The sequence below is a fragment of the Chryseobacterium sp. MHB01 genome (assembly GCF_034651565.1).
Taxonomy (GTDB): Bacteria; Bacteroidota; Bacteroidia; order Flavobacteriales; family Weeksellaceae; genus Chryseobacterium; species Chryseobacterium nepalense.
In genome coordinates this window covers 262400-282012 of record NZ_JAYEDA010000002.1, presented here as the reverse complement: position 1 = coordinate 282012, position 19613 = coordinate 262400, and the positions used below count along the sequence as shown (strand labels likewise).

The window sequence follows — 19613 nt, the reverse complement described above, 5'->3', positions numbered from 1 at the left end:
AAAAGACAAAGGGAAGTCTATACAAACTCCCCAATGTCGAAATTTTCCAAATCATTTTTCCGCAAAGTGGAAGAACTGGTTTCCGTTTCAGAAGAAAGGCTACTATCCAATAGCTCTGCTATTTTACGAGAAGTGCCTTCCATAGAATTTTCCAAAAGGCTGAATAATTCGGTTCCCTGTATTTTCTGAACTATAGCTATCGCTGTTTCCTTTTGAGATTGCTCCAGTTTTTCTTTTTGAAGCAGTATCCCCACGGAGCTTAGTTCTTCAAAGGTAACCCCTTGGGCGAAACCGTTATCGCCATCGGATAATTCGTACCTATTCCATTCTTCCTCCTCTTCCCCAAAATCAGGCATATTACTGAAAACTTCGTCCAGCTCTTCCTGCGGAATTTGAATGCCGACGTTTTCATTTTCGTCGTATTCTATGTCAAAATTATCAGGATTTATTTCTGGTTTTTCAACTTGGCTTTCGGTGGCATTGTTTGGCACCGAAAGGCTTCTCTTAGGTCTAGGTTGCCCCATAATATCGGGCAGTTTAGGGTTGCTTTTTTCCTGTATCGGTTTTCTTTCTGAACTTTTTTTGATTACAATCTTGTCCTGCACAAGCAGGGCAATCACAATCAGCAGGCATATCACAATTACTATTTCCATAACTATAAAATGGGTTTAAAACGTTCGTTGAAATAATCAGTAATATCATCCCCAAACTCCCTAAAGTGGTGTTCAAGGATGTTGTCGATATAAGAATAGAGTGTAGTCTTTTCTTCTCTTGTTAATTGCACAATGCGGATTAACCTTTCGTGGTATTCGGGACGTATGTAAACGACCTTGCCGTTACGCCCCGATGGAAACCGATTGACCAAAAACGTTTCCTCATAGTCCGCTTTCTTTGATGAACTGTTACGGACTTTTTCCCTGGGCTTTGTTTCCTTTGGTACATCCTGCTTTTTGTTATTGCTCGGTGGAGCAACAGGCTCATCGCCGCTTATGATGTTCATAAGGTATTCCTCATCAACATTGGGCTTTTCAAAATCGTTGTTTTTGTTATCTGAAGCCATACTTTACTATTTTTATAGATGAGTGATTTTTAAAAATTCCTCGACAAACAAATCCATTTTAGTTGTTTTCATTAACTGTGGTTCGGCAGGCAGCAAACTTGACCGGAATACATAACTACCTGTATCGTCTGTTTCCTTTCGGAAACGCTTGCTATCCATTATTCTTGTTTCCATTATAGGCAGGTTGAGTTCTTTGATGACACTTTGATACGCATCATACAAACCTGTTTTTTCCCTGCCGTCCACTTGGTTCCAAAACAGCCACATCTCTTGTTCGGGATTGCCCTCGTCCGTTTTTGGAAGTCCGAGAAAGGCTTTGGTAAAGCTCAATGTACTTTCCACTACCAAACGGTCGGCAGTAATGGGCGAAAAGATGAAGTCCATTTTTTTTAAGGTAGTCAGTACGCCTTTGGTATTGGCTGTTCCCGGCAGGTCGAAGAAAATAACATCCGGTACAACCACCGACTGGCTTCTGTATTCCGATGCTTTCTCCAAAGCTGTTTCAGCTTTGCATTTAATAATCGGGTACGCTTTTTTGTTGATGGCTTGAAACTGCTTCATTGCCGCCTTTTTATGGTAGTCGTTCTGCATTATGGTTCTCTTATCCCGTTCACGCATATTGGTCAGGCTGTGCTGCGGAAAGTCACAGTCCATCACCAGCACATTAAAACCTAAACGGTAGTGAAGCACACTTGCCAGCAAAGTGGTCATTGTAGATTTTCCCACACCGCCTTTTTGGGTGGAGAAGCTGATTTTTAAAGTTTTCTTTGTTGTTTCCATTATTTAAAAATTTATTGTTACACACTTTATTTGTTTTGCAGGATTGAATATTGGTTTATCTGATTATTACCTCATTCCTATATTCCTGCATTCCCTTTTGGGTACTTTCCTGCACAGGTATCTGCTTTCATTTTTGCCTTGTCAGGTACATTCTTTGGCAAGTGGAAAAACTTGCAACAGGTAAATTGCTTTACCGCTTTTATGCTTTTACACTTTTATTGTTTTATGCTTTTAAAACCTTATGCTTTTATTCCAAACTACCTGTTTGCAAACCTGATTTTCTTCTTTGTTTAGATACATTTTTTATTACCTGCACTAAAATTATACGGCAAATAAAGCGATTGATTTAACCGCTGATTGAGCTGTGGCAGTGTTTGGCGTTCAAAGGCACTGTTTGGCACTACTATACAATACAATGCTTTCGTAAACAGGGCTTTACTTTGTACAAATATTTTTATTAACGGATTTATGCAAAAGTCTTTTTACAAAACGGAAGGTAACGGGAACGGCATCGAGCCGTTTTTCCCTATTACATTTAATCCGTCCCGCAGGGCGGATTTTTGTGTTCAACAGAACACGGCAAGTTGTGTTTTGAGCATCTCGGAATGATTTCCGATGCTCAAAACAACTTGCCCTTTGCAGGGGCAGAAAACACCTTCCGAAGTCAGGGTTTTGTATGGATTTAAAATGGATTAGTGATGAATGATAATAACAATAAGCAACAGAAGAAGACCGGACGCCGCCCGAAAAAAGACCCGGCGAACATCCGATACACGATTTCCTTTAACGAGCAGGAACACGCCCGTTTTCTTGCTCTTTTTGACAAATCAGGTATGCAGGTAAAGGCGCATTTTATTACGTCCTGCATCTTTGACAAGACCATAAAGACCATTCAGATTGACAAAGGAACAGTTGATTTTTATATGCGGCTGACCTCTTTTCACAGCCAGTTCCGTTCCATAGGCGTGAACTACAACCAAATTGTAAAGCTGTGGTACAAGAATTTTTCGGAGAAAAAAGCCGCAGCATTCCTGTACAAACTGGAAAAACAAACGGCTGAAATGGCGATGCTCTGTCAAAAAATCATTCAGATGAGCGAGGAATTTGATGCAAAATACCTCAAAAAATAGCGGTAGAAATGATAGCAAAGATTGGCAGAAGCGGGAATTTATACGGAGCATTGGCGTACAATCAGCTCAAAGTAGAAAATGAAAACGGACAAATTTTGTTCGCCAATAAGATAATTGAAACCGCTAACGGGCATTATTCCGTTGCACAATTAGCCCAATCTTTTGCGCCCTATCTGATTGCCAACCGAAATACCGAGAAACATACTTTGCATATTTCGCTCAACCCCGACCCGAATGACAAGGTAAGCGATGATAAATTTCGGGAAATAGCAGAGGAATATATGCGTGAAATGGGTTACGGCGAACAGCCTTTTGTAGTATTCAAACACACCGATATTGACCGCAGCCACATCCATATTGTATCGGTTTGTGTTGATGAGCAGGGCAAAAAAATTTCGGATAAGTTCGAGAAAATGCGGTCTATGAACCTGTGCCGGGAGTTGGAAAAAAAACACGGGTTGATACCCGCAACAGATAAAGAGCGCAATCAGAATGATAAGGTTTTCCGTCCGGTAGATTATAGGGCAGGCGATGTAAAAAGCCAAATCGCTTCGGTAGTCCGACACCTGCCGAACTATTACCAGTACCAAAGTTTGGGCGAATACAATGCCTTGCTATCTCTTTTCAATATTACCGCCGAGAAAATCGAAGGAGAATTGCAGGGAAAAATGCAGCAGGGTTTATTGTACATTCCATTAAATGAAAAAGGCGAAAGAGCCGGGCATCCGTTTAAGGCTTCCCTCTTCGGCAAGGGCGCAGGGCTACCTGCTTTGGAATTGCATTTTGCGAAATGCAAAACAGCTTTAAAAGACCACCCAAGCAAGCAAACCCTAAAAGCTGCCGCTACCATTGCCCTGAAAACAACGAGCGATGAGCAGGCTTTCAAAAAGCAATTGGCTGAACAGGGCATTAACGTAGTGGTACGCCGGAATGATACAGGTCGCATTTACGGAATGACTTTTATAGACCATAATTCTAAAACGGTTTGGAACGGTTCACGCTTAGCAAAGGAACTTTCTGCCAATGTCTTTAATGATTATTGGAACAATAACATCAAACCGGAGATAAAAGAACCTGCTTTACAGCAACCCAAAATATCCACATCAAATGATGCGGATCTTCCTGCGGAAGAAGCACACCATTTGTTCGATTTCTTAACTACGGAAAAACACGAAGACGGTTTGATTGAAGCATTGGGCGGTTTGCTACCCGAAGCCCAGGGCGAGGATTATGAAGAATTGGATTTTGCTAACAAGATGAAGAAGAAACGCAAACGCCAAAGAGGTCAGAAATAGTAATCAGCCAAATACTGCCACACAACGCCACTGGCTGCCACTTTCTTATAGCCACTCCATAGAGCCTTTAAATTCACGCCCGAACATTAAAACTTAAAATAATGCAGGGAGAAGACGATTTAAGAGGGCTTGCCAAGATAATGGCTTTTATGCGGGCAGTCAGTATTCTTTTGGTACTGATGCACCTTTATTGGTTCTGCTACGGTTTCTTTTTAGAACGTGGGTGGACGTTGGAAGTAATCAACAAAATACTGGGCAATTTCGACAGAACGGCAGGTTTGTTCTCACATACCTTATACACCAAAGCATTTGCTTTGGTTTTGTTGGCTTTGAGTTGCTTAGGAACGAAAGGCGTAAAAAATGAGAAGATAACCTGGTCTAAAATTTATGTGGCTTTGGGGGTAGGCTTTGTGCTGTTTTTTCTTAATACCTCATTATTAAAGCTATCTCCGGCAACAGGCACATTTCTGTATATCCTTACCATCTCTTTAGGTTATATCTCCTTATTGATGGCAGGTGTATGGATGAGCCGTTTGCTCCGTACTAACCTTATGGACGACGTTTTCAATAATGAAAACGAGAGCTTCCAACAGGAAACCAAGCTGATGGAAAATGAATACTCCGTCAACTTGCCCACCAAATTTTACTACAAGGGCAAATGGAACAACGGTTGGATAAACATCGTAAATCCTTTCAGGGCATCTATCGTGTTGGGTACTCCGGGTTCAGGAAAATCCTATGCTATCGTAAATAACTACATCAAGCAGCAGATTGAGAAAGGCTTTAGTATGTATATCTACGATTTCAAATTCGACGACCTTTCTACCATTGCCTACAATCACTTACTGAAGCATCGCGACAAGTATAAAATTCAGCCGAAATTCTATGTGATAAATTTTGACGACCCACGCAAGAGCCATCGTTGCAATCCACTCAATCCCGACTTTATGACGGATATTTCCGATGCTTACGAAGCAGCTTATACCATAATGCTGAACCTCAACAGGTCGTGGATACAGAAGCAAGGGGATTTTTTCGTGGAAAGCCCAATTATCTTGCTTGCAGCTATTATTTGGTATCTGAAAATCTATGAAAACGGCAAGTATTGCACATTCCCGCACGCCATTGAATTACTGAATAAAAAGTATTCGGACGTATTCACAATTCTTACCTCATACCCTGATTTAGAGAATTATTTATCGCCCTTTATGGATGCTTGGCAAGGCGGCGCACAAGACCAGTTACAGGGGCAAATTGCTTCTGCAAAAATTCCTTTATCAAGAATGATAAGCCCGCAGCTTTATTGGGTAATGACTGGCGACGACTTCACGCTCGACATCAACAACCCGAACGAGCCGAAGATTTTATGCGTTGGTAACAATCCTGACCGTCAAAATATTTACTCCGCAGCTTTGGGTTTGTACAATTCAAGGATTGTAAAACTCATCAATAAAAAAGGGCAGTTAAAGAGTTCGGTTATCATAGATGAGTTGCCCACAATTTATTTTAGGGGACTGGATAACCTTATCGCAACGGCGAGAAGTAATAAGGTAGCCGTTTGCCTGGGCTTTCAGGACTTTTCGCAATTAACGAGGGATTACGGCGACAAAGAGAGCAAGGTAATACAGAACACGGTTGGTAATATATTCAGTGGTCAGGTGGTTGGAGAAACGGCAAAAAGTTTATCTGAACGCTTCGGCAAGGTGTTGCAGAAACGCCAAAGTATGACCATTAACAGAAATGATAAATCTACTTCGATATCCACACAGTTAGACAGCCTCATACCTGCATCAAAAATCTCAACTTTGACACAAGGTATGTTTGTAGGTTCTGTATCGGATAACTTTGATGAACGTATCGAGCAAAAAATATTTCACGCCGAAATTGTGGTAGATAATGAAACAGTTGCTGCCGAAACAAAAGCCTATCAGAAAATACCGGAAATCCTGTCCTTTGTTGATAAGCAGGGTGAAGATAAAATGAAGCAGGAAATTGAAGCCAATTACAAACAGATAAAATCAGATATACTAAATATTGTTGTAAGTGAAATGGAACGCATCAAGAATGACCCCGATTTACAGCATTTGGTACAGGAGTGATAAAATAAAAGGGAAGTCTAACACCGTCTAACACCTCCCTTTTATTTTGCCCGTATGCTATATTACTACAATATACCACGAGGTATATGAATACCTTTTGCCCGTACAATGCTTTCCTGAACCATTGGGGTTTCTTTCTGCTTTTCCACTTGTTCCGGAGTATCTGCTTTTGTTTCCGGTGTAATGGATAGCTGTATTTTCCTCTCAACAGCAGCCAGTTCCGTTTTAAGTTCGCTCAATCGGCTTTCCTTAGCCCACGTACCGTTAACCACTTCCTGAAGTATGGGCAGGTCTTTTTGTATTTCAGAAATTTTCTCCTGCTCCTGCTTAATAAAGCCCGGCAGCTTTTCTAAAGCCCTCAAAAAATTCATTGCTGCGGTTTCAGGGTCTTTCGCCATTATGCCGTTGTTGTAGGTGTATTTGATGTTGCCCTCGCCCTGAACCAAAAAACGGTTTACCCTAATATCTGCTCCCTCTTTTTCAGAGATTTCAGTTTTAACCAACAGCGTAAAACCATACAAGCTGCCGATTTCTTCATATCGCCCTGCGGTACGAGCTTTATCCGCAATCTGGTTGAGTTTCGTACCGATTTGTTTCGGGTTTGCATTCGGCGGTAAGCCATCCAACAGCACCGGATTTGCGATTGTTCCGTCTGAATGCTTTTGTAGGCGTTGCTGCAAGTTTTCCCAGTCTGTACTCATCCGGTTCAAACGGGATTGGGTACTTTGCAACATTTCCGTATAATCCTGCACCTTAAATTTGGCACTGGATTTAGAACGGTTAAACGCCTGCTTTTCGCTTTCCAATCCGGCAATCTGCTTTTCAAGTTTGGCTTTATCCAACAGGTCTGTATTTCCTGATAGGATTGCCACATATTCCGAAAAGTTCATTCCCGATTTTTCGTCCATACTTCCCTCATCAATCGTTCTTTTGCTTAGGTTATTAGTCTTTAACTGGTCGATAAAAAGTTGCTTGTTATACAGCAGGTTGAACTTATAACTATCCAAAGATTTTTCAACGGCATAGATAATCACAGCAACTTTATTATCAGCGAAGAATTTGGCTATCTCGTTGCCTTTTCGGATAGCCCGCCCGTCCCTTTGTGCAAGGTCGCTCGGTCGCCACGGCGTATCTAAATGATGAACGGCAACGGCTCTTTTCTGTGCATTAACACCCGTTCCCAACATACTGGTAGAGCCGAACAGCACACGGATTTTACCCTCGTTCATTCCGTTGATGAGGTCTTTACGCTGCTTATCATTTTTGGCTTCCTGAATAAACCTTACTTCGTTTGTAGGTATGCCGTGGTCTTCCACGAGCTTGCGTTTTATTTCGGAGTACACATTCCATTCGCCTGGCTTGTAGGTTCCCAAATCAGAGAAAACGAACTGTGTTCCTTTTTGTGCATTAAACTGGTTGTAATACTTGGCAATATTTGCCGCACAATGCGAAGCCTTGTTGTCGGGATGGTCGTCATACATTCCGCTTACCATTCGCATATCAAGGGACATCTTACGGGCGTAGTCCGTAGCAATGAGCATCTTTGCTTTTTCTTCCCTTTGCGATAACGGTAATCTTCCGAGCAAAGTAGCATCGCCCGTTTTAGCAAACTGCATCAGGCTTTGGATAAAATCTTCTTGGTCGGGCGTTGGCGGTATATTGTACAATACCTCATTCTTTTCGGGGCGGTCAATACCAATATCCTTTGCCGTCCTGTAATCTGTGATTTCAGAATAGAACTGTGCCAGTTCCGGCACTTTGATGAAGTAGCGGAAACGCTCTTTAGCGACTATATTATTGGCTACCGAAAATTCATAATCGGTCGTTTTCCTTGCATAGATAGCTGCCCACGCATCAAAAGAATGAATGCCCTGTTTTTCCAATGCACGAGGGCGCAGGTATTTGAACAGCAGGTACAGTTCTGTTAAGGAATTGCTGATGGTTGTACCTGAAAGAAAGGTTGCACCCATATCCGCATTGGTTCGCTCCTGAATGGTGCGGATAGCAAAGAGCAGGTTAAGTGCCTTTTGGCTCCCGTCCACATTACCCAGTCCGGCTACCCTTGTATGACGGGTGTTGAACATCAGGTTTTTGAACTGGTGGCTTTCGTCCACAAACAAATGGTCTATACCCATCATTTTGAAGTCCACAATATCATCCTTGCGGTTTTCAATATCGTGTTGGAGTGTTTTCAGTTTTACTTCAAGATTTTCTTTCCTTTTGATTACACCCGCAAGCATCCCTCTTGTTACTTCCTTACCTTGCGATTGCAGGGCATCGAGGTTGCGCTCTACGCTGTCTAATTCTATTTCGAGGATTTCCTTTTGTATTTCGGGCGATTGCGGTATCATTCCGAACTGGTCGTGCGTGAGTATCACACAATCCCAATCGTTGTTTTTAATATCCCCGAAAATCCGGAGGCGTTTTTGAGGTGTAAAATCATCAATACCTGGATAAAGGATTTTAGCGTGTGGATAGGCTTTGCGGTAGTCTTCAGCAATGGCAGGTATATTCGCTTTCAGCCCAATTATCATTGGTTTATGGGCTAAGCCCAACCGCTTCATTTCCTGTGCTGCTGTACACATTATCAGCGTTTTTCCTGCACCTACTTCGTGGTCGCAGATAGCGCCGTTGTTCAGTTTTATCATCCAAACGGTGTCCTTTTGGCTTGAATACAGGTCTTCAATACCTGCTGCCTTTCGGTCTAATCCCGGAAAGTCCTGATGGCTGCCGTCATAGTTCGGGCGAACAAAACAGTTAAAGGTATCGTTGTATTGGTCGGTCAGCCTGTTTTTAAACTCATCGTTCTGTGCGTGTAGCCAGTCGGTAAAGGCGGTACGGATTTCATCAATCTTGGTGTTCGCCATTTGTATGGCTTCCATATCCCGTACCTTGACCTCTTGGTCGCCAACCATTACTTTTTTGGTAATATCCGGCGTGGTATTGACAAGGGCGTGTTTGAGCAGCGCAATACCATCAAATGTTCGGCTTTCTGCCTTGACTGCATATTTTTCCCAAATGTGCATATTGCCCTGATGACACTTTACGGAAAAGTCGTCGGAGCTTTCCGAATAATGAACCAGTACATCGGCATCAAACAAATGCGAAGCAAACCGGGCATAAATTCCCGTGGGTATCCACCGTTCACCGAGGTTAAAATCAAGTTCCTCAAATTCAATCCGTCTTGGTCGGGCTTCTTCTAAAGCGGTAAGGCTTTCTTTGGCTTCCTTATCATCAGGATTGTTTTCGAGATATGCTCGTACATCATTTGCTTTCTCAACAACATTGCCCGCTATCCACCGTTCAGCAATTTCATATTCCTGTTGTAGCGGATTGTAGAACAACCGCCCGTGCAAGGCTTCTTTCAGCGTATAGGCAGGCAGGCTGCTGATTTCGGACATAAAATCCAAATCCACGCTTCCGTATTTGTTCAGCGATGACGCTAAAGCCTCTTCGGGATTGTCGGTTGCTAATGTGGTAGTAGAAAAACTAACGGGGCGGCTGAATATATCTGCTTTGTGAATTACGCCCCCGATAATACGCTCCAGATACGGTATTTCCTTACCTGCGCTGTCTGTCTTTATGAGCTTGGCATTGTCGGCAGCATTCAGATTGCCGTATTTTTTAGTAAAGGCATCATAAAGGAGGTTCAGCGTTTCCCGTTCTTCCTTGTGTTCGGTTTGCCTTTCAGCTTCTTTTTGATAGAGGTTAATATAACTGTCCCTTACGGCAATATAGGCTTCGGCTCTTGCTTTTTGTAAAGTCGGTAATTGCAATGTATGAAAGGTTGCTGATGATTTTTCTTCGTTTCTTTCGACATCTTGCAGATAACCAACCCAACCATTATCCGCAACAAGGCAATCATTACGGTGGAATGATTGCAGTTCGCCACTATACGGGGTAGGTTCGGGAATGGCGTTATTAATGGCATTGGGAACGGCTGACTTATCAGTCTGGCCATTCCCGTTTATTTGTGAAAACAGGTCGCCAATTGCTTCCTGATTTTTGCTGTTTATCTTTGGAGTACCGTTAGCAGTACCGTTGGTTTTTGGCGGTATATAGGTTTGCTGCAATGCACCACTGAACAGATCGGTTTGGCGACCTATTGTATCTCTGCTTTTTCGGGTGCTTTGCTTTTTGCTTCGGGTAGTTCTTTTGGGTAACGCAATTACGGCAACAGGTTCGCCCGCACTTTCAAACAGGTCGAAAATGCTTAGTTGTTTCAATTCCTGCGGGCTTTCCTGACGGACTACCGGAGTTGGTTCGGGTTGTAGTTTTTGCCGAATGGTTACAGGCTCTATTACCGGAGGTATAACCTTTGGCTCAATCGGAATTTGTATAATAGGCTCATCGTTCCGTTTGCCTTTGTATAAACCCAAATTCAGATGCTTACCGAAATCTTCGGAAAGCATTTGTTTCAAATCTTTGGCAATCCCATCAACACCATTTTTATGCGTATAGATTAAGGCAGGCTGTCCGTATGGGTCAGTATCTAATTTGTAGTCTGTATGCACAATCCTTGCACTGTTTTGAAACAAGGCATTGCCTGGTGTATTGTATTCGGTTGGATTGCTTCGGCAAAACAGATCTTCCCTGTCGGTCAGATTTTCTTTTGCCGTATTTTTTTGCAGGATAATCAGGTCGCTTCCCACTTCCGTACCTGCATATTCTGTAAACAGGTTGTTAGGTAATCTTACAACCGATACCAAATTATTATCCTGCATTAACGCCCTGCGTATGGGTTCGTTTTTAGGGCTGTTCAATATGCCTTGTGAAGTGATATAAACTAACAAACCACCCTCACGGAGCATATCAGCACCTTTCAGAAAGAAGTAATTGTGTATGCTTCGGGCAGCCTGTATTTTTGCATTGTCCTTGCTTCGGGAATAAGAAAGGTCGAATACGGAAGTATCGCCAAAAGGAATGTTACTGGCTACTACATCATAGCTGTTTTGTTCCCTTTCGGGAATTTCCTCAAAACCGCTTACACGTACATTGCTTTCGGGATAGAGCTGCTTTAAAATCTTGCCTGTCAGCAAGTCCTTTTCATAGGCAGTAACATTGGCTTTTTGACTTTCCGAAAAGGATTGTATGAATGAGCCGATACCTGCGGAGGGTTCGAGGAATTTATCAATATGCAGACCGCTATCCCGCAAGGCTGATGAAATGGCATCTATGACCTCTGGCGGGGTATAAAAAGCCGTTAAAACAGAACTTTTCATACTATCCACATACCTGCGGTATTGCTTATCGTCTTCGGAATTTTCTTTGAGTAGTTGGTGGAGTTCCTGCGTAATCGGAAAGAGGTCGTGTTCCGTTTTTCTCCAATTATTGATGTCTATTTCATTTTCAAAGGGGTTCAGAACGAATTTAAGACCGCCAAATCCGCTGTATTGCATCATTAGCAGTCTTTCGCCTACGGTGGCTTGCCGTTTCTCCTTTTCCAGTTTAAAAACAATTCGCAGGGCATCAATATTCTGTTGGAGATGGAACCGCTTACTGAAGCCCATTTTCCTCAATCCATATTGCGATGGTTCCGGTCAGTTCGGTATAGAGTAAATCGAACTCAAACCCGTGGATGAAATCATCGGTTAATTCATATCCTGCAAATACAGGTTCGCAAACAGGAAACATTTTCAGGGCGAACGGTCGCAGTTCCTCATCTGCCATTATGGTATCAAACTCATTGCATACCACTTTAAAAACCGTGTCGAACTTGGAGAAGTGTAAGCCCTCAAACAATATGTAATTAGCTATTTCATTGCATTGCTCTAAGGCGTTTCCCGACCGGAACGCCCCCTCATAAGCGTTGGCAGCCCACGAAGACCGTTGGTCTATAAATTTTTGGTCGTGTACCTTTTCGGGGAAGCTGCTGTTTAATAATTCTTGCAGTCGTAATCTGAAATACGATAGGTCTTTTTGCTGTACGTCCATACTATATTTTGTTTAGAATTTTACTTAAATCCTAAAATTATAAGCGAAAGCAAATGCCTTTGTGAATGTTGCAGGGTTTGGCTTTGAGAGGCGGTATTTGGCGTAATGGACAATAAAAAACCTCTGAAAAATTCAGAGGTTCATTTTTATGGCTTGTTAAGGATTTGGAGCATCCTGCCGACTTCAATATCCATTCGAGAAAAGGCAAACCATTTTTTGCCCAGGTCTTTGAGCGATGCCCCTATATGGTAAAGCTCTGTATTGTCAATAATTAAAAAACGGTCGTGGGCATCGGAGAAAATCTCAATATCTATTACAGTATATTGGCTGTTGTAGCGTTGTAAATCCAACCGTAACTGGTGACTGATACTTTTGGTAAGGATAGTGGCAGTTACATTATCATTGCGCTTACCCAATAAAGTAAGCACCGTATCATCCACATAATTATCAAGCAGGATAATGGAACTTCCGGCACTACGGATAATATCAGAAACAAAAGCATAGGCATCAAAAACCTGTCCGTTGTAAAAGATACCTTTTTCGCTGTGCAGCTTGTCGCTTTCCAAAGCCTTAAAAATCTCTTCAAATTTTTGGTCGGCTTCCAGTTGTTTCAATTCAATATTATCTAGCCGATGAAACAAAGAAGCATTGCTAATGAGCATACGCCGCATTTCTACAAAGGCTTCCATTATTTGAACACTCATTCTTACCGCTATGTCCGAACGGAGTATGGCAGATGCCATTGCAACCCCCTGTTCGGTAAAAGCATAGGGTAAATAACGTCTGCCACCGTAATTTAAACTTGAGGTTCCAAATTGGAACCTCAAGTTTTCAACTTCCTTTTCAGTCAGTTGAAAGCAGAACGAAGCAGGAAAACGCTCGATATTCCGTTTTACGGCTTTGTTGAGGTTCTTTGTTTCCACCTGATACAAGGCAGCAAGGTCACTATCCAACATTACTTGTTTGCCCCGAATAGTATAAATCAGGTTCCTTATTTCTTTGGGTATAATAGACGATTTATTTTCCATTACGCTTATTGCTTTTGTTTTTTTCAAACTCAAAGGAGGTTTCTGCATTTTCTTTCAGCACGATATAAGCATCGAATTTCTTTCCGGCTTTGCTCGTCATTCCTTTGATTAAAGCCGTTTTACCCTTATTGATAAGGCTTACAATATTTTCGATACTGATTTGTACCCCGCAGACGGTACGGAACTGCACCCAATTACAAGCCTCATCAGAACATTTCACAATCTTGTCACGAATGATGAGTTGCTGACTTTTGCATTTCGGACAGGTCAATTTTGGCTGATTAGTATTTGCAATAGAAGTTTGCAGCAGTTCATCGGTAATAGATTTCGCATAGGTTTCCATTTCCTTTTGAAATGCTCCGGCATCCGCTTCGTTGTTTTCAATTTTCTGCAATGCCAGTTCCCATTCTGCGGTCATAGCTACATCTGCAATCTTGCGTTCTTTAACAAGCCCGTACACCTGCAATCCTTTTTCTGTAGGTATTAAAGAACGCTTATCCCTTTGGATATAATTACGGGTAAACAAGGTTTCGATAATGGCGGCTCTTGTAGCCGGAGTACCAATACCAATATTTTTCAGGGCTTTCCGTTCTTCCTCGTTTTCAATTTCTTTTCCGGCGGTTTCCATAGCCGATAGAAGCCCGGCTTCGGTATAAAGGACTGGTGGTTTGGTCTGCTTTTCCAAAACGGCAGCTTCTTTTATTTTGAGTTCATCGCCTTTAGTCAGTTCGGGTAGTTCCTGCACTGGCTCTTCGCCATCATCGGTAAAACTTCCTTTGATGGAACGCCAACCTGCTTCCTGAATTTTACAACCTTTTGCCGTAAAATCGTAGTGCAACACCTGCAATGATACATCGGTTATCTCTTTGACACAGGCTTGTGATATGGCTTCGAGCAGGCGAAGTGCAATCATATTGTAAATCTTATCTTCATCTGCATTCAGTACAGACGGCACTTTGTCGGTAATCAATAAACCGTGATGGTCCGTTACACGGAGGTCATTCACGATACGTTTATTGAACCGTCCCCATTTGATTTTGGTAAGGGCTTGTTTGCAATCTTCACGGTTCTGCAATGCCCGCACAAGGTTGGGAATTTCTGCCCACATATCTTCGGGTATGTATTTGCTTCCGGTACGGGGATAAGTAATAAACTTCTTTTCGTACAGGCTTTGCGCAATATTGAGCGTTGCTTCAGCAGATAATTTCAGCCTTTTGTTGGCTTCTTTTTGCAAGCCCGTCAAATCAAAAAGCAAGGGCGGTTGTTCTGTAACGCTTTTGGTTTCTACCGATGTAACGGTTGCAATTTCATTGCGCTGAATGGCTTTCAGCGTATCATCAGCAAGATGCTTTTCATCCCACTTGGTAACGGAAATACTTTTGAAATCAACCTGTGCTTTGTGATGTAGCAATTGTATCTGCCAATATTTCTTTACAGAGAAATTTTTGTTTTCGAGATAGCGTTTGCATATCAAAGCCAACGTCGGAGTTTGCACTCTTCCGAGCGAGTAAATACCATTGCCTGCGGCAATGCTCAACGCCTGTGTAGCGTTGATGCCTACAAGCCAATCGGCACGGCTTCTGCCTTGTGCAGCCTGATATAACCCGTCAAATTCTTTTCCGTTTTTAAGGTTGTCAAAGCCCTGCCTAATTGCCTTTTCTGTAAGCGAACTAATCCAAAGGCGTTCAAACGGCTTGTTGCATTTCAGGTATTCATAAATGTACCTAAAAATGAGTTCGCCCTCACGACCTGCATCTGTCGCCACGATAATGCTATCGCTTTTATTGAACAATTCTTTGATTACTTTCAGTTGCTTTAATGCGCCAGCATCGGCAGTATAGCCTTTATCTTTTTTGACTTTGCGAACGGTCAATAAAAACGGGTTAGGCAATATAGGCAAAGCGGCTTTGTCAAATCCCGTAATCCCATAATCTTCGGGCATTCCCAGTCCTATTAAATGACCGAATGCCCACGTAACAAAATAGCCGTTACCTGTCAGGTAGCCGTCCTTTTTTTCAGATGCTCCCAACAAGCCGGCTATCTCCCTTGCTACGCTTGGTTTTTCTGCTATAATTGTTTTCATACTGTATTACATTTTTCTGCCTTTGGATTTTGCAGGAGTTTCGGGTTTTTCTTGTTGTTCCTGCTGCTTTTCATTTTTCGGTCTTTGTTGCCCGGACTTCAAAGGCTCTTTGATGTTCTTGGTTGCTTCATTGGTCTTACCCTCTGAATTAACGGCAGTCTGTGTTTTATGGGTTTCGGCAGTTTCTACCCGTGCTTTATACTGACCGGGAAATTCAAAGTTGGTCTTTCCGGTATCTTTGTCGAAAGTGATATAACCCTTGTAGGGTTGGTCTTTTTTATCTTTCAATTCCACATATATGGTTTGCCCGGCTTTGAATTTGTTGTACTGCTCATCGTCCAGTTCTTTGCCCCTGAAAGTTTTCGGAGCTTCCTGCGGTTGGCTTTGCTGATTATTCTGCTGATTGCCCTGTTGATTGGTTTGTTGGTTGGTTTGCGCCTGCTGATGGTTATTGCTTCTGTCAAACAGGAACTCTACATATCGTTTGTCCGCATTAAACTGTACCATTGCAGAAAACTCTGTTCCTTTGGTAGAAATCATACCTTGCAGATAAAGCGGTTTGCCTTCCATTAAGGTTTGCTTTTGCTCGTCATTCAGTTTCACACCTTTTAACTCATCAGGTATTTTTATGAAATCAGTTCGCAATGCCACTACATCATTGGTAAGCCTGTCAATGCTGATAATAGACGGCATCAGTTCGCCCGTTTTAGAATTTACCAAATTGACTACACGCCCCATATTGCCCGTTTCAAGCAGGTTTTTCTTGTCTTCGTCCGTAAACTTGTGACCGAAAAACTCAAAATGGAGGTTAGGCTCTTTTTTGATACCGTGTATTGCCACGATAACATTACCGTCTTCCGCTTGCTGTAAAGACAAGCGGGCATCCGTGCGCAGAATAGAACCGCCGAGGTTAATGCCTATCGGTAAGAGTTCATTGGTTTTGTAACCTCTTAATAGAGGGTCAAGCAGGTTTCTTTTTTCAAGATACTCTTTGCTTAATCCGAGGTTTTTCATTGTGTCCCAATCAATCTGCTCCGGCTTGTAGCGATATTCACTCGTTTCCGTTGTTGTTTGTGCTGTTGCCATATTATTTTGATTTTCTTGTTTTTTGTCCTGTTGCGGTTCTGCCTTTACTTCGAGTTCTTTCAGCACTTTCTCGCCATCGGGAGTGGGCTTATCTACGTGCTTTTGTAATTCCTGTGCTTTTTCAGCAGCAATAGGGGCGGGTACTTTGAAGAAAGTAAAGTTTGTAGGGTTCTTTAACTGGCTGAAAAAATTGGAAAAGAAGTTGGAAAAGAAATCGCCGCTTTTGTCCACACGCATAAACTGGTTTTGGTTTTTCTTCGTGGGTTCGACGGTTTCCATTTTCCCGTTTTCGTCGATACTCTTCACTGCCTGGATTTTCATTTTTTCTTTATCCAGTACGAGTAATATGTCCGAAAGCTGTTCGGGCATTTCCTGTTTATTAGTTGTTTCTTCACTCATATTCTGAAAATTTTAAAAGTTCGCTGTCGAATGTAAAGGAAGCCTGCACCGTATTGCACTATGTGGCACTCAAAGGCAGTGTTTGTCACTTATTGGCATCCAGTTTGGGCAAAGGCGGGTTAAAACTTTCCCTGATGAACTGATGCACATCGGATAGTTTGTAATACAATTTTCCGCTGATGGTATAGTAAGGCAGCTTACCGATGGAGCGATACCGTTGCAGGGAACGGTTGCTGATTTTCAGCATTTGTAATAAATCCTGATTATCCAGTAATTCTTCTCCGTCTATGCTATTGCGCTTCTTTTGTAAATCGTCTATGTGGTTGCCGAGAATGTCAAGCCTATCCATTATGCGTTCCATCCACGCCACAAATTCCATTTTGTCGATATTCATACCCAAAACTTTTACTTATTACCTGATTTTAGCTTTCTGCCTTGTTTAATGTAGCTTTTGCCTTTCGCCATAAGCTGCTCCACATACTCATCGGTAGTTTGTACGGCATTGGCGTTAAGCATTTCCTTGATAGCACCAATCGTATAGTAATACTGCCCGTACATTTTTGAAAAGGCTATCTGCCCGTTGGTGCGCATACGCCACAATGTTTTTTCGCTGATGTGGAGGTACTGGCAGACTTCGTGATTGTTGAGCCACAAACTATCATAGCTTGTATCTTCCAGTTTCAGGATATATTCGCTAATGGCTTTCAACCGTTCGTTAAGGTGCTGCCACACTTCTTCGTCAACTGTTATTATATTCATTGCGCTGTCGTTTAATGTTCACAGGGCAAAATTCAGAATTGTGGCAGTGTTTGTCCGCCAATGCTTGCCAATTGAAAAAGCGGTTTTTTGAAAATTTTACAATTTGCCGGAAAGCCTTATTAAATAAGCGTTTCGGCAGATTTTCCGATTTTGGGATAAGGAAATATGCCCGTTCGCCAATTGCCATATATTGGCGAACGCAGGCACAAAAAAAAGCAATACGGAATGCGTATTGCTTTCAAAGCCTTTATTGATGGAGTGTTTATAAGTCTTTATCCATATATTCTTCCAGTGCTTGTTTCAACTGGTCTAAAAACAAGGTGCGAGAGCCTGCACGGGTTTTCATACGGTGGAATGCGTGATGCACATCGGTCAGTGGTATTCGGAACAACACTTGTGAAATAGCAGTGAGCTTCCGGATGCCTAACTTACCTCCTGAAATAGCACCTGATGCGTAGAGGGCATACGTTAGCTCAATCAGAGCATTCTTGCTGTCCGTCCAGGATAGCTCTTTAATTTCGCTGGCGCTACTGAAAAATGTATCGGAATTTTCTTCGGGGCTGATTTTGGTTAAGAGGTAGGCGTATAAGAGGTCGTTGGCGAGGATGCGGGCTACTTTGTAATCGTAATAGGTAGAGAATTGCGGGTCGATTTCAAATACGTAACTATTAAGCCCATCGAGGTAGTTTATCTGCCCACGCTTAAAATATTCGTGGTCTTTATCCACCCTGCCCGAACGGTAGTAGCGATAAAAATGGGAGTTGCAGATGTGTTCCCTAAACTCAATCTTTAGCTCCGTTAAATGGTTCGAGAAATAGTTATGATATATTTTCCCGTTATTGACCGGGCACGAGGTTTCTATCCGGTAGAGCTTGTTATAATAGATGAGTTTGCCCAGGATTTGGGGCTTAATCATTTTAAAGAACTCAATCTCTTTTGCATCGTTCTCAAATTCCGAACTTAGCACACATTCTTTTGCCGAAACCAATAGCTCCTGAAGAAAGACCGTCATTTGAAAAGCCTCTTCAATTAGCCCCGAGCACGTAATTGACAGTTTCCGTTCCTGCTCCTGAATTTCGGTAACAATAGTTCCTAATAACTTTCTCATAGTAGGGAGGATTACGTTATCAATATCAGAGTACCTTAGCAAATGTTATTAATAAACAGCACTTTAACCGCCAATATTCCCCTACAATGGGGAATATTTTAGCTATTTTCCCCTATGAAAACCGTCGTTTGCATCACTTAGTCACTCATAATCAATAAATACTTAATTTTTAATCTTAAATTTGTGGTTGCGTATTGATGCAACAAAATGAATTGTGATTTAGCGAAATATGAGTACATTATTTATCAAAAATATGGTCTGCAACCGTTGTATTCTCGTAGTTCAGAACGAACTCGACAAACTCGGCATAGAGGCTACCAATATAAAACTGGGCGAAATAATCCTTAAAAAAGATTTAACCACAGCAGAGCGTGAGGCATTGGAAAACGTTTTAGACCCTTTGGGTTTTCAGGTCATCGACGACAAGAAGAGCCGGATGATTGAGAAAATAAAGAACGTTATCATTGACCTGGTGCACCATCAGGACAACGATGCGAAAACCAATCTTTCGGATGTGTTGAGCGATGCGCTGCACCACGATTACAACTACCTTAGCAACCTGTTTTCCGATATTGAGGGTACGACCATTGAGAAGTACTTTATCGCACAGAAAGTAGAAAAGATAAAAGAACTGTTGGTGTACGATGAGCTGTCGTTAAGCGAGATTGCCGACCGTATGAATTATTCGAGCGTGGCATATTTGAGCAACCAGTTCAAGAAAGTAACAGGGCTTACACCGAGCCATTTCAAGCAGATAAGGGAAGACAAGCGCAAGCCACTGGATAAGGTTTAAGTAAATCTTACAAATCAAACCCAGAATTTCACAATAGAACTCCTCTTTATTGTTGCCAC

At 42.2% G+C, this 19613-nt stretch carries 15 protein-coding genes; 4 read left to right on the top strand and 11 right to left on the bottom strand.

Annotated elements, in window-relative coordinates; translation table 11 throughout:
- Positions 1-17 precede the first annotated feature (17 nt).
- From U9K52_RS04855 to U9K52_RS04845, 3 genes are read right to left on the bottom strand one after another with little or no spacing between them, the layout of a single operon-like run.
- On the bottom strand, positions 18-653 hold the full coding sequence (locus U9K52_RS04855) for a hypothetical protein (RefSeq protein WP_002978226.1): 636 nt from the start codon (positions 651-653) through the stop codon (positions 18-20).
- A 2-nt stretch (positions 654-655) separates the two neighbouring features.
- On the bottom strand, positions 656-1060 hold the full coding sequence (locus U9K52_RS04850) for a DUF3408 domain-containing protein (protein ID WP_002978223.1): 405 nt from the start codon (positions 1058-1060) through the stop codon (positions 656-658).
- 12 nt (positions 1061-1072) lie between these two features.
- Entirely contained in the window at positions 1073-1840 is a 768-nt protein-coding gene (locus tag U9K52_RS04845; protein WP_003002404.1) for a ParA family protein, read from the bottom strand.
- 698 nt (positions 1841-2538) lie between these two features.
- Here U9K52_RS04845 and mobA point away from each other — a divergent pair.
- The 3 genes from mobA to mobC all read left to right on the top strand — a co-directional run bounded on the left by mobA (position 2539) and on the right by mobC (position 6364).
- Entirely contained in the window at positions 2539-2970 is a 432-nt protein-coding gene (gene mobA / locus U9K52_RS04840) for a conjugal transfer protein MobA (RefSeq protein ID WP_322925582.1), read from the top strand.
- 8 nt (positions 2971-2978) lie between these two features.
- A complete protein-coding gene (gene mobB, locus U9K52_RS04835; RefSeq protein ID WP_066440843.1) occupies positions 2979-4265 on the top strand; it encodes a conjugal transfer protein MobB in 1287 nt (428 codons plus the stop codon).
- 101 nt (positions 4266-4366) lie between these two features.
- Positions 4367-6364, top strand: coding sequence for a conjugal transfer protein MobC (gene mobC, locus U9K52_RS04830; RefSeq protein ID WP_109568746.1), 1998 nt, complete (start codon positions 4367-4369; stop codon positions 6362-6364).
- Positions 6365-6429: 65 nt separating this feature from the next.
- On the opposite strand, the gene U9K52_RS04825 is transcribed toward mobC, so the two are convergent.
- From U9K52_RS04825 to U9K52_RS04790, 8 genes are all read right to left on the bottom strand, one after another.
- Complete coding sequence (locus U9K52_RS04825) at positions 6430-11874, bottom strand: N-6 DNA methylase (RefSeq protein WP_213189190.1); 5445 nt, start codon at positions 11872-11874, stop codon at positions 6430-6432.
- On the bottom strand, positions 11861-12298 hold the full coding sequence (locus U9K52_RS04820; protein WP_066434609.1) for a DUF1896 domain-containing protein: 438 nt from the start codon (positions 12296-12298) through the stop codon (positions 11861-11863). The genes U9K52_RS04825 and U9K52_RS04820 overlap by 14 nt, the downstream gene beginning before the upstream one ends.
- Before the next feature lie 146 nt (positions 12299-12444).
- Complete coding sequence (locus U9K52_RS04815) at positions 12445-13326, bottom strand: ORF6N domain-containing protein (RefSeq protein WP_109568747.1); 882 nt, start codon at positions 13324-13326, stop codon at positions 12445-12447.
- Positions 13316-15409 (bottom strand): type IA DNA topoisomerase, encoded by a 2094-nt coding sequence (locus tag U9K52_RS04810; protein ID WP_213189189.1) that lies wholly within the window; start codon positions 15407-15409, stop codon positions 13316-13318. The genes U9K52_RS04815 and U9K52_RS04810 overlap by 11 nt, the downstream gene beginning before the upstream one ends.
- A gap of 6 nt (positions 15410-15415) precedes the next feature.
- A complete protein-coding gene (locus U9K52_RS04805; protein WP_213189188.1) occupies positions 15416-16894 on the bottom strand; it encodes a DUF3945 domain-containing protein in 1479 nt (492 codons plus the stop codon).
- Positions 16895-16979: 85 nt separating this feature from the next.
- Positions 16980-17288: a helix-turn-helix domain-containing protein gene (locus U9K52_RS04800; RefSeq protein ID WP_002978404.1), complete on the bottom strand. Its 309-nt coding sequence runs from the start codon at positions 17286-17288 to the stop codon at positions 16980-16982.
- A gap of 11 nt (positions 17289-17299) precedes the next feature.
- On the bottom strand, positions 17300-17653 hold the full coding sequence (locus tag U9K52_RS04795; protein WP_109568748.1) for a helix-turn-helix domain-containing protein: 354 nt from the start codon (positions 17651-17653) through the stop codon (positions 17300-17302).
- A gap of 262 nt (positions 17654-17915) precedes the next feature.
- Complete coding sequence (locus U9K52_RS04790; RefSeq protein ID WP_066436109.1) at positions 17916-18761, bottom strand: RteC domain-containing protein; 846 nt, start codon at positions 18759-18761, stop codon at positions 17916-17918.
- 229 nt (positions 18762-18990) lie between these two features.
- Here U9K52_RS04790 and U9K52_RS04785 point away from each other — a divergent pair, with 229 nt between their 5' ends.
- Complete coding sequence (locus U9K52_RS04785) at positions 18991-19554, top strand: helix-turn-helix domain-containing protein (RefSeq protein WP_066436106.1); 564 nt, start codon at positions 18991-18993, stop codon at positions 19552-19554.
- Positions 19555-19613: the final 59 nt, after the last annotated feature.